This is a genomic window from Amycolatopsis orientalis DSM 43388, assembly GCF_000411975.1.
GTDB classification, from domain to species: Bacteria; Actinomycetota; Actinomycetes; order Mycobacteriales; family Pseudonocardiaceae; genus Amycolatopsis; species Amycolatopsis orientalis_D.
The window spans coordinates 118505-128153 of sequence record NZ_ASXG01000130.1 but is presented as its reverse complement, the minus strand read 5'-3'; the positions used below and the strand labels follow the sequence as shown (position 1 = coordinate 128153).

Below are 9649 nucleotides of genomic sequence, written 5' to 3'. Positions count from 1 at the left end.
TGTGCTGACGGGCGGTGGGTGCTTGTCAAGGCGGGAAAGCGTGCCTTGACAAGCACCCACCGCCCGCAGGGAGGCTTCGTATCGGGGTGCAGGGTGGGGGCTGGATGCCTCGGTGGGTGGGTGCGGTGGCTGCGGTTCGGGGGGCGTGAGGGGGGCGCTCGCGGAGTAATTGGGCCCACTGAGGCGTGGGGGAAAGAGTGGCGTCTTCGGGTGTGGCGGCTAAGTTGTGCGGCATGGATGTGCAGGTAGTCGACCACCCGCTGGCCAAGGCTCGTCTCTCGACCATGCGGGACGCTCGGACCGACAGTGCGGCGTTCCGGGCCGCGCTGCACGAGTTGACTGTCATGCTCGTCTATGAAGCCACGCGGGATGCTCCGGTGCGGACTGAGCGCATCCACACTCCGGTCGCGCGCACTGATGCGTATCGGCTTGCCAATCCGCCGTTGCTGGTGCCTGTGTTGCGGGCTGGGCTGGGTATGGCGGACCAGGCGCACAAGCTGATCCCAGACGCGCAGATGGGGTTCGTCGGTCTCGCCCGGGACGAGGAGACGCTCAAGCCGACTCCGTACCTCGAGTCGTTGCCCGAGTCGCTCGCGGACCGGCCCGTGCTGGTGCTCGATCCGATGCTCGCGACCGGCGGTTCGATGGAGTACACGATCCGGCTGCTGACCGATCGTGGTGCTACGGACGTCACCGCTATCTGTGCGCTCGCCGCGCCGGAGGGGCTCGCGCATCTAGAACAGACTGGGCTGCCATTGCGGGTCTTCACCTCGAGCATTGACGAGCGGCTCAACGACTCCGGGTTCATCGTGCCGGGGCTCGGCGATGCGGGGGATCGGCAGTACGGCGCTAGGTAAGCCAGCCGGAAGCGTTGGCGTGCAAGGCTTTTTCGTACGCGTCGGAAACGCTGAAACCGTCGGGCAGGCGGCCGGACAGTTCCAGCGACACCAGGCCGTGCACGAAACCCCACAGGCTGACCGTGATCAGTTCCGGCGCGACGTCCTGGAATTGGCCGGACGACACCGCGGCGCGGACTACCCCCATCAGCGGGGCGAGGGTGGCTTGCGCGACCTTGTCGGCCTCGGCGTTCGGTTCGAAGCCCGGCACGGAACGGCTGAACATGATCGCGTACAGGTGCGGGTCGGCCAGGGCGCTTTCCCGGTACGCGACGCCCAGGCGCACGAGGTCGGTAACCGCGTCGCCGGACAGCGGGACCTTCGCCAGGCGAGCGCCGAAGCGGCGGAAGCCCTCTACATACAGTGCGTTCACCAGGTCCGGTTTGCTGCCGAACAGCGAGTACACCGCGGTGGTCGACGTGCCGGAGTCGGCGGCCAGTTTCCGCAGCGACAGCGCCTTGGGGCCGTCGGCGGAGATCAGTTCGCCTGCCCGGTCCAGAAGCTTCAGCCGGAGGGTTTCGTCGTGCGTACGGGGGCGAGGCATCTACCCAGCGTAACGCAACAACGTTATAAAACGCGAGCGTGACCACCGGGTTCGGATTTGACCTGGAGCGCACTCCAGGTCGTACTGTCGAGCGCATGAGCTACTCGATAGCGGAAGCCGCACGACGTAGCGGCCTGTCGATCGACACCCTCCGGTACTACGAACGGATCAAACTGCTCGAACCGCCCGCTCGAGACTCGGCCGGGCGGCGCGCCTACTCCGACGAGGACCTGAACTGGCTCGGCTTCCTGACGAAGCTGCGGCTCACCGGGATGCCGATCAAGAGCATGCGCGAGTACGCCTCTCTTCGCCGGCACGGGGTGGCCAGCGCGGGACGGCGCAAGGCGATCCTCGTGGAGCAGCGGCAGTCGGTCGCCGACCGGATCGCCGAGCTGCAGGGTTGTCTCGACATTCTGGACTACAAGATCGCCAACTACGAGCAGATCGAGCGCAAGGCCTTCGGCGTCGCGCCCGAGATGGAGGGAATTTCCGCGTGATCGGTACGAGGAAGCTCGGCGCGCTGGAGGTCGGGGCGCAAGGGCTCGGCTGCATGGGGATGAGCGCGGCCTACGGGGTGCGCGACAACGACAGCGAGTCCATCGCCACCGTCCACCGGGCGCTGGAGCTGGGGGTGACCCTGCTCGACACGGCCAACGTGTACGGCGGCGGGGAGAACGAGAAGCTGGTCGGCAAGGCGATCGCCGACCGCCGGGACCAGGTAGTGCTCGCGACGAAGTTCGGCATCGTGCACACCGACCAGGGCATGACCGCGCGCGGGGACGCCGCGTATGTGAAGCAGTGCTGCGACGAATCGCTGCAGCGGCTCGGGGTCGACCACATCGACCTCTACTACCAGCACCGCGTCGACCCCAGTGTCCCGATCGAGGAGACCTGGGGCGCGCTCGCCGAGCTGGTGCAGGCCGGGAAGATCCGCTTTGCGGGGATTTCCGAGGCGGGCGCGGACACCATCCGCCGGGCGCACGCGGTGCATCCGGTGACCGCGCTGCAGAGCGAATGGTCGCTGTGGACGCGCGGCATCGAAGACGAGATCCTCGGCACCTGCCGGGAGCTGGGTATCGGAATCGTGCCGTTCTCGCCGCTGGGCCGCGGGTTCCTGACCGGCGCGGTCACCTCGGTGCAGGAACTGCCCGAGGGCGACATGCGCCGTGGCCTGCCGCGGTTCGCCGAGGACAACTTCGCGCGCAACATGGCGATCGTCGACGCGCTGCGCGCGCTGGCCGCGGACAAGGGCGTCACGGCGGGACAGCTGGCGCTCGCCTGGGTGCAGGCCAAGGGGCCGGACGTCGTGCCGATCCCGGGCACGAAGCGGCGGAAGTACCTGGAAGAGAACGTCGCCGCGGCCGAGCTGGAACTGTCCGAAGAGGACCTCGCGGCGATCGAGAAGGCCGCTCCGGCCGAGGCGGTCGCCGGCGCCCGGTACCCGGAGGCGCTCGCGCGCGTCACCGGCAAGTAGCCGCTGAACCCGGTGCCCCGCGACCGAAGCGGGGCACCGGTGTCCCCGGGACCGGGTACGTTCAGGGGGATTTCTGAGATCTTCCGACCACTCTGAGCGCCGTCAGATAGAGGCGACGCGGGAGGTCGGTGTCATGGCGGACATGCTGTACTACGTGGTGGTCGGAGCACGGTCAACCGCGGCGGCGAGATCTGGCAGGGAACTCGGTGCGGTGGTCGACGATCTGCTGTTGTCCGCGTTTTCGTGCCTGGAACTTCCGGTACAGGAAGAAATACAGCTTGATGTACTGGCCGACCAGGACGGCGTTGATGATCGTGCCTTCGCGGATGAAATGCGGTCCGCCGAGGAAGATCAGCCCGATGGCGGCGGAGATCGCGAGCAACGTGCAGTCGAAGACGGTCTTGATGTTGCCCCATTTGCGGCCGGTCTTCTTCTGCAGGGTGTTGACGAACAGGTCGATCGGCATCAGCACCAGATTGGCGCGGATCATCAGGAAGAGCCCGAACGCCAGCATCGCGTCGGCGAGGAACAACAACGCGAGATTGGCCGCGTAAGGCGCCAGCGAGATCCATTTCGTCGCCATCAGGTTGAAGTCGAGCAGTGCGGCGAGGATCAACGCGGGGACGAGCGAGAGCAGGTTGTGGAGCTTGAACGCTCTGGGCAGCACCAGGAAAGTCAGGATGAGCATGCACCTCGAGCATCAGGTTGAAGGTGCCCTGGCTGAGCGGCGGGAGCACGAGCGTCATCGTGCGGGTCAGGCTGCTTTGCGGGGAGATGCCGATCCCGGCCCGGATGGCCAGGCCGAGACCGAGCGTCAGCAGGTAGATTCCGGCGACGTAGGTGATCCAGCGCCGCACCACGTTTCCGTTGTCGATTACTCCCGCGTCTTTGTCGTAAGGCACGACCGGTACCTCCTCGTTGAGGGTTTTTCGAGTTACCGCATGAATCCGAAACGGTCGAGCGAGATGAACAGGGTCAGGAGTTTGTTGACGACGGGCTCGCCTTCGTTGCGGTTGCCCAGTTTTTCCAGCGCGGTGTCGATCGAGCGGGTAGCGTCGACGAGTTCGGCGAGGTTCAGGTCGGCCATCACGCCGTAGAACTCCAGCGGCAGGCAGGCTGTCGTCTCGCCGCCCTCGGTCACGACGCAGCCGCCGACAAGGGTGTCCAACTGTTTGAGGTTGGCACACATTTCGGTGCTCTCCGTGCCGACGCACACGAAGTACGCCGACGGCGCCGGCCAGAACGTCGATACCGCGCCCCGCTCGATCGACACCCCCTTGAACAGCCCGGTGACGATGTGCCGCTTGCCGTTGGCGTAACGCTGCACGACCGAAATCCGGTTGAGCCGCTCGCCTTCGTGTTCGGGCACGACTGCGCCGTCGCGGAACGGCACCCAGATCTCTTGGGCGAACTTGAGATGTCCGCGTCCGTACACGTCGAACAGCAGCACCTTCGCCTGATCGCCCTCCGGGGAGACTTCGATCGGCTTCAGGACGAGTTGTTCGGGGGTGAGGTCGGCGAGACCCGGCTTCGGTTTCTTGGCCAGACCGGAGTAATCGATGTCGACGCGGTTGAGCAGTTTGCGGTCGCGGGCCACCAGTTCGCCGCCCTTGAACACATACCGCGGGTTGATCTTCGCGAGGCTGTCGGTGAGAACGATGTCCGCGAAGCGACCCGGGCTGAGCGAGCCGAGGTCTCGGTCCTTGCGGAACGAGCGGGCGGCGTACAGGGTGCCCATCTTGATCGCCTTGATCGGCGGCATGCCCATTTCGATCGCCAGCGAGATCACCCAGTCGATATGGCCCTGCCGCAGCACCCGGTCCACCGAAATGTTGTCGGCGCACAGCTGGAAGTTCTCCGCGGGCCAGCGCCGTTTCACGATGGCGCGCAACATGGTCCGGATGACTTCCGGGCTGCCGACGCCGAACTTGATCTGTGTGTTCAAGCCGTAGCGGACGCTCTTTTCGATGTCGTCCTCGTTCCAGACGTCGTGATTGTTGTCGACGCCGATCGCGGGCAGGTAGTTCAGCAGCATGTCCGGCAGCGCGGTGACGCCCCAGTGGCAGTTCACGAATCCGGAATTCGCCCGGCCCAGCGCGGATTTGCGGAAGTCGTCGGCGTTCCCGGTCATGTACGACAGGTGTGCCAGTTCGCCCAGTCCGATCACCGGATCCATCTTCAGCATGGCCTCGGTGACATCCGTCGAGGTCTTCTTGCCCGGTGCGAACGCGTAAAGCCGATACGGCAGCTTTTCGTGGTCCGCGAACAACGTCTGGACCGCGGCCACCGCCTCGTCCCCGGCCGCGCTCGCGAAGTCCAGGGTTTCCCCGAAGACGGTGGTCGTGCCACTCGGGACGATTGCCTCGCCGAACGCCGCTGGATGCGCGAGCTGCGACTCGAAATGCAAATGCGCGTCGATCAGCCCGGGGATCGCGTATAGCCCTTCGCCGTCGAAAACCTCGCGCACCCGCACGATCGATTCGCCGGGGTTCAACGCGATGATCCGCTGCCGGTAAACGAGAAGCGAACCCGGATAGACACTTTCCGTGTGCACGTCGACGATGTGGAGATTGCGCAGCAGCAGGTCCGCTTCCCGCTCGCCGGCGAGAATGTCGAAGATCGTCCGGACGTGATCTTCTTGTGCGGCAACGTCTTCCGCCGCGAGCGGGGGATAGGTCGGCGATTCCGGCACGGGGTCCTCACTTCGCTGTCGTTGGTGCACTGATGGAACCCGGTGCCCACCGTTGCTGACAAGCATTCATTTTCGTACGACGTGTACTCTTTTTTCGTACGCTCGGCGCAGGAGGTCCGTCGTGCTTCACTCCCGGTTGCTGCAGTACATCGACGAAGTGGCGCGGCTGGGCTCCATCCGCGCGGCTGGCGCCCGGCTGCACGTCGCGCCGTCGGCGATCAACCGGCAGATCCTGCTGCTGGAAGCGGAACTCGGCGAGCAGCTGTTCGACCGGCTCCCGCGCGGGATGCGGCCGACCCCGGCCGGGGAGGCGCTGCTCGCGCACGTCCGGCGCACCTTGCAGCAGTACCGCGAGACCGTCGCGGACATCCGCGACCTGCACGCGCTCGGCAGCGGCGAGGTCGTGATCGCCACGATGACCGGCCTGGCCAGCGGCGTGGTCGCGACCGCCGCGGCGGCGTTCCGGGCGCGGCATCCGCGAGTCCGGATCTCCATCCGCACGATGACCACGCAGGAGATCCTGCGCGCGGTGGAAGCGAGCGAAGCCGACCTCGGGCTCGGCTTCAACGTGCCGCCGTCCGTGCACCTCGAGGTCTGCTGGCAGATGAACACGCGCCTAGGCGTCGTGGTCGCGCCGCACCATCCGCTCGCCGGGGCGGACCCGCTCCCGCTCGCGCAGTGCCCGCCCTATCCGCTGATCTTCGCCGACCGGTCCATGGTCATCCACGGCATCGTCGCCGAAGCCTTCGCCAAGGCGGGCCTGGACATCGAACCGGCTTTCCGCACCAATTCGATCGAGACGATGAAACGGCTCGCCGCCTCCGGGGACGCCATCGCGTTCCTCAGCGAATTCGACATCGCCGAGGAAATCCGGGACGGCCGCCTCGTCTTCCGTCCGGTGCGCGACGCGTTCAGCAACAACGTCATTTCGTTGGTGCGCCGGGAAAAACACGGCCACGGCCTGGCGAGCCTGCTGCTGGCCGAGGACATCGTGGGCGCGCTGACCCACGCGCAGACACCGCGGCCGTGACGCTCAGTCGGTGAGCGAGTCCGTCGGCAGCAGCGCCCGCAGTCGACGGGTCGTCGCCTCGTATTCGACATAGGCGCGGGAATTCTCCGGACCGCCGGCGGCCATCAGCTCGTCGTGCGCGATCGCCTGTTCCGCGATGACCGACGCGAGCTGCAGCAGAAACCGCACCGAGCGTTCGGAGCGGCGCGCCATCTCGGCGGAGCCGGGCAGGCCGCGCTCGGCGAATCCCTCGAACGCGGCGGTGTTCTCGCGTTGCTTCTCCGCCAGCAACCGGCAGGCCGCCGATTGCTGGCGGAGCTGGTCGGCATAAGCCAACGCGACGTCCTGCGGCGAAGTGGCATCCCCGGGCTGGCTCACGCCCGACATGATGCCGGTTCTCCGCCGCGGGCACCTACTGGATCGGTTCCTACAGCACGACGACCGTGAACACCGCGGAGGCGGCAGCGGCGAACAGGGTCGTTTCGGGGTGGAAGACCCGCAGCGTGACGCTCCCGGACACGTTCAGCCGGATGCCGAGGTCGAAGTCGTGGTCCGGCAAGCACGAGACGGAGGCGAGATTCACCCACACCCCGGCCCGGGTTTCCTGCTGCAGATACAGGAGTTCGTCGTCGGCGCGGCCCGCCGGTCCGGTCGCCACGTGCCCGTGGATCCGGATCTGCTCTCCCTTGTGCACCTTGGCCTTGACCGGCCCGGCCTTGAGGTGGACGGGCTTCTTCTTCGCGGTCTGGTGCGCGGCCGGCGCGTCCGGCGCGGCCGGGGCGGCCTGAGCGGGCAGGGCGGTCAGGCAGAGGCCGCCGAGGGCGAGGGACAAGGCGAGACCGGCCCACCGGGCGCGGCGCCGCATCGAGGTCGTAGTCATGGACTCCAGCGCAATGCACCGTAGCCCGCTTCGCCGCCCAATTCCCCCGACAGTCGGGGGACAGCCACCAGCACGAGGGACAGCGTGACTGTCGGCAAAAGTTTCGTGACAGTGTTTTAAAACGGTGTTATGGTCGCTTCGCACCCCAAGGAGGCGACCATGCACGGCCCAGTCCAGTTGTTCACCGTCATCGCGCTCGTATCGCTGCCCACCGTCATGTACGGCGGCTACGCGCTGAGCGGCGTCCTGCGTCGCGGTGACCTCACCGAAAAGCAGCGCGGGTTCTTCCGCGCCGGGCACGCACACGCCGGGGTGCTGCTCGTCCTCACGCTCACCGCGTTGCAGCTGGTCGAGCACGGCGGGCTCGGCGATACCGCCCGCTGGATCGTCTGCTTCCTGCTGCTGTTCGGCGTGCTCGCGCAGTCCGGCGGGTTCTTCCTCGCGATGCTGCGCACCCGCGCCGGCATGAGCGTCACGACCGGCGGCGCGGTGCTGCTCGGCGCGGCCATGCTGCTCACCGCGTACGGCATCGCGTTCCCCTGACAAAACGGCTGGCACCGGGTCGTTAAGCTGGATGACGTGCCTGAATACCTGTCAACCGCGCCTGTCAAGGGGACCCGAGACTTCCTCCCCGCCGAAATGTCCGTCCGCACGCAGGTGTTCGGCCATCTCTACGACGTGCTGGAGCGCTACGGCTACCTCCGCTACGACGGCCCGATCCTGGAGCAGGCGGAGATCTACGAGCGGAAGTCCGGCCAGGAGATCGCCGACCAGCAGCTGTACACCCTCACCACCCGCGGCGGCGAGCGGCTCGCGCTGCGCCCGGAGATGACGCCCTCGGTGGCCCGGATGATCGCCGGCCACGCGAAATCGCTGTCGTTCCCGGTGCGCTGGTACAGCCACCCGAACTGCCACCGCTACGAGCGCCCGCAGCGCGGCCGCGTGCGCGAGCACTGGCAGATCAACGCCGACATCTTCGGTTCGGAAAGCGCGAACTGCGAGATCGAGATGTTCGAGCTGATCCACGACCTGATGGGAGCGGTCGGGGCGACGCCGGACATGTTCGCGGTGCGGGTGAACGACCGGAACCTGCTGTCGTCGGCGCTGACCGACGTCGCCGGGATCTCGCCGGACCACCTGCCGCAGGTGTTCGCGCTCGTCGACCGGTGGGAGAAGACCTCGGCCGAGGAGCACGCGGCGAGCGCCGCCGAGATCGGGCTGTCGGACAAGCAGTACGAGAAGCTCGCCGAGACCCTCAGCGCCGGCCCGGCGTTGCTCGACGAGCTGCCCGAGGCGGTCAAGGCCGAATCGAACCTGGTCAAGGTGCTCTCCAGCAGCGCGGCGAGTCTGGTCCGGTACGAGCCGCTGATCGTGCGCGGGCTGGCGTACTACACGTCGACCGTGTTCGAGGTCTTCGACACCTCGCCGCAGAACCGCCGCGCGCTGTTCGGCGGCGGCCGGTACAGCAACCTCGCCTCGATGTTCACCAAGGAGCAGATCTCCGGCATCGGGTTCGGCATGGGCGACGTGACGCTGATGGACTTCCTCGACACGCACGGCCTCACGCCGCGGCCGCGCAGCGAGGTCGACGTCACGGTCATCCCGGTCACCGAGGAGCTGGCCGATCCGGCCCGCGACGTCGCGACGGCGCTGCGGAAGGCCGGCCTGCGCACCTCGACCCCGCTGGACCTGCGCAAACTGGGCAAGGAGCTCACGCGCGCGGACAAGGCGGGCGCGGTGGCGGTCGTCATCGTCGGCGAGGAGGACTGGGCGGCCGGCCGGGTGACCGTCCGAAGCCTGGCCACCCGCGAGCAGGAGCAGGTCGCGGTGGCCGACGTCCCGGCGACGGTGCGGGCGATGGTCTCGCCTGCGTGATTTTTCCCGGGCGGGTGCCGGTCTCCGGACCGGCGCCCGCCTTCTTCATCCGCCGCGTGGCGGATCCGGTGCGGTTTCGTCACTCCCCGCAGTCGGCCGCCGATGAATCAGCCGCCGGACCGGTAGCTCCACAATGGACAGTGCGGGGCGGGCCGGCTGGGCCGGACGGGGCGCCGGTGCTCCGCTGACCGGGACGGGGACCGGTACGGGATCCAGGTTTCTCCCGCTTTGCCATCCTGGTCGGCGCCCTCGGAGTCGAATCGAGCACGCTTGGTTGTC

General features: G+C 67.3%; 11 protein-coding genes. 6 read left to right on the top strand and 5 right to left on the bottom strand.

Going from position 1 to position 9649, the window contains the following annotated elements:
* Positions 1-233: 233 nt before the first annotated feature.
* Positions 234-857, top strand: coding sequence for a uracil phosphoribosyltransferase (gene upp / locus L942_RS27895; RefSeq protein WP_037366097.1), 624 nt, complete (start codon positions 234-236; stop codon positions 855-857).
* Here the strand turns inward: upp and L942_RS27890 are convergent.
* Entirely contained in the window at positions 850-1440 is a 591-nt protein-coding gene (locus tag L942_RS27890) for a TetR/AcrR family transcriptional regulator (RefSeq protein ID WP_037366052.1), read from the bottom strand. The two genes, upp and L942_RS27890, sit on opposite strands and share 8 nt — an antisense overlap.
* A 95-nt stretch (positions 1441-1535) precedes the next feature.
* Between L942_RS27890 and L942_RS27885 the strand changes: the two genes are divergently transcribed.
* The gene (locus L942_RS27885; RefSeq protein ID WP_009072633.1) at positions 1536-1937 is read left to right on the top strand and encodes a MerR family transcriptional regulator; all 402 of its coding nucleotides are present in this window, start codon (positions 1536-1538) and stop codon (positions 1935-1937) included.
* Positions 1934-2914 (top strand): aldo/keto reductase, encoded by a 981-nt coding sequence (locus L942_RS27880; RefSeq protein ID WP_037366050.1) that lies wholly within the window; start codon positions 1934-1936, stop codon positions 2912-2914. The genes L942_RS27885 and L942_RS27880 overlap by 4 nt, the downstream gene beginning before the upstream one ends.
* 172 nt (positions 2915-3086) lie before the next feature.
* On the opposite strand, the gene L942_RS27875 is transcribed toward L942_RS27880, so the two are convergent.
* The gene (locus L942_RS27875) at positions 3087-3602 is read right to left on the bottom strand and encodes a DUF6198 family protein (protein WP_200862938.1); all 516 of its coding nucleotides are present in this window, start codon (positions 3600-3602) and stop codon (positions 3087-3089) included.
* Between the two features lie 246 nt (positions 3603-3848).
* On the bottom strand, positions 3849-5606 hold the full coding sequence (locus L942_RS27870; protein WP_106965056.1) for an adenine deaminase C-terminal domain-containing protein: 1758 nt from the start codon (positions 5604-5606) through the stop codon (positions 3849-3851).
* A gap of 121 nt (positions 5607-5727) precedes the next feature.
* On the opposite strand from L942_RS27870, the gene L942_RS27865 reads away from it, so the two are divergent.
* Complete coding sequence (locus L942_RS27865) at positions 5728-6636, top strand: LysR family transcriptional regulator (protein WP_037366047.1); 909 nt, start codon at positions 5728-5730, stop codon at positions 6634-6636.
* Positions 6637-6639: 3 nt separating this feature from the next.
* On the opposite strand, the gene L942_RS27860 is transcribed toward L942_RS27865, so the two are convergent.
* Complete coding sequence (locus L942_RS27860; protein WP_037366046.1) at positions 6640-7002, bottom strand: hypothetical protein; 363 nt, start codon at positions 7000-7002, stop codon at positions 6640-6642.
* A gap of 40 nt (positions 7003-7042) precedes the next feature.
* A complete protein-coding gene (locus L942_RS27855; protein ID WP_037366045.1) occupies positions 7043-7495 on the bottom strand; it encodes a hypothetical protein in 453 nt (150 codons plus the stop codon).
* Between the two features lie 159 nt (positions 7496-7654).
* Between L942_RS27855 and L942_RS27850 the strand changes: the two genes are divergently transcribed.
* Positions 7655-8038 carry a hypothetical protein gene (locus tag L942_RS27850; protein ID WP_037366043.1) on the top strand — a complete coding sequence of 128 codons (384 nt, stop codon included), beginning with the start codon at positions 7655-7657 and terminating at the stop codon, positions 8036-8038.
* Positions 8039-8074: 36 nt separating this feature from the next.
* Positions 8075-9370 carry a histidine--tRNA ligase gene (gene hisS, locus L942_RS27845; RefSeq protein ID WP_037366040.1) on the top strand — a complete coding sequence of 432 codons (1296 nt, stop codon included), beginning with the start codon at positions 8075-8077 and terminating at the stop codon, positions 9368-9370.
* Positions 9371-9649: the final 279 nt, after the last annotated feature.

Coding starts and splice junctions, on each gene's coding strand:
- upp (WP_037366097.1), top strand. CDS start 234: ATGGATGTGCAGGTAGTCGACCACCCGCTGGCCAAGGCTCGTCTCTCG.
- L942_RS27890 (WP_037366052.1), bottom strand. CDS start 1,440: ATGCCTCGCCCCCGTACGCACGACGAAACCCTCCGGCTGAAGCTTCTG.
- L942_RS27885 (WP_009072633.1), top strand. CDS start 1,536: ATGAGCTACTCGATAGCGGAAGCCGCACGACGTAGCGGCCTGTCGATC.
- L942_RS27875 (WP_200862938.1), bottom strand. CDS start 3,602: ATGCTCATCCTGACTTTCCTGGTGCTGCCCAGAGCGTTCAAGCTCCAC.
- L942_RS27860 (WP_037366046.1), bottom strand. CDS start 7,002: ATGTCGGGCGTGAGCCAGCCCGGGGATGCCACTTCGCCGCAGGACGTC.
- L942_RS27855 (WP_037366045.1), bottom strand. CDS start 7,495: ATGACTACGACCTCGATGCGGCGCCGCGCCCGGTGGGCCGGTCTCGCC.
- L942_RS27850 (WP_037366043.1), top strand. CDS start 7,655: ATGCACGGCCCAGTCCAGTTGTTCACCGTCATCGCGCTCGTATCGCTG.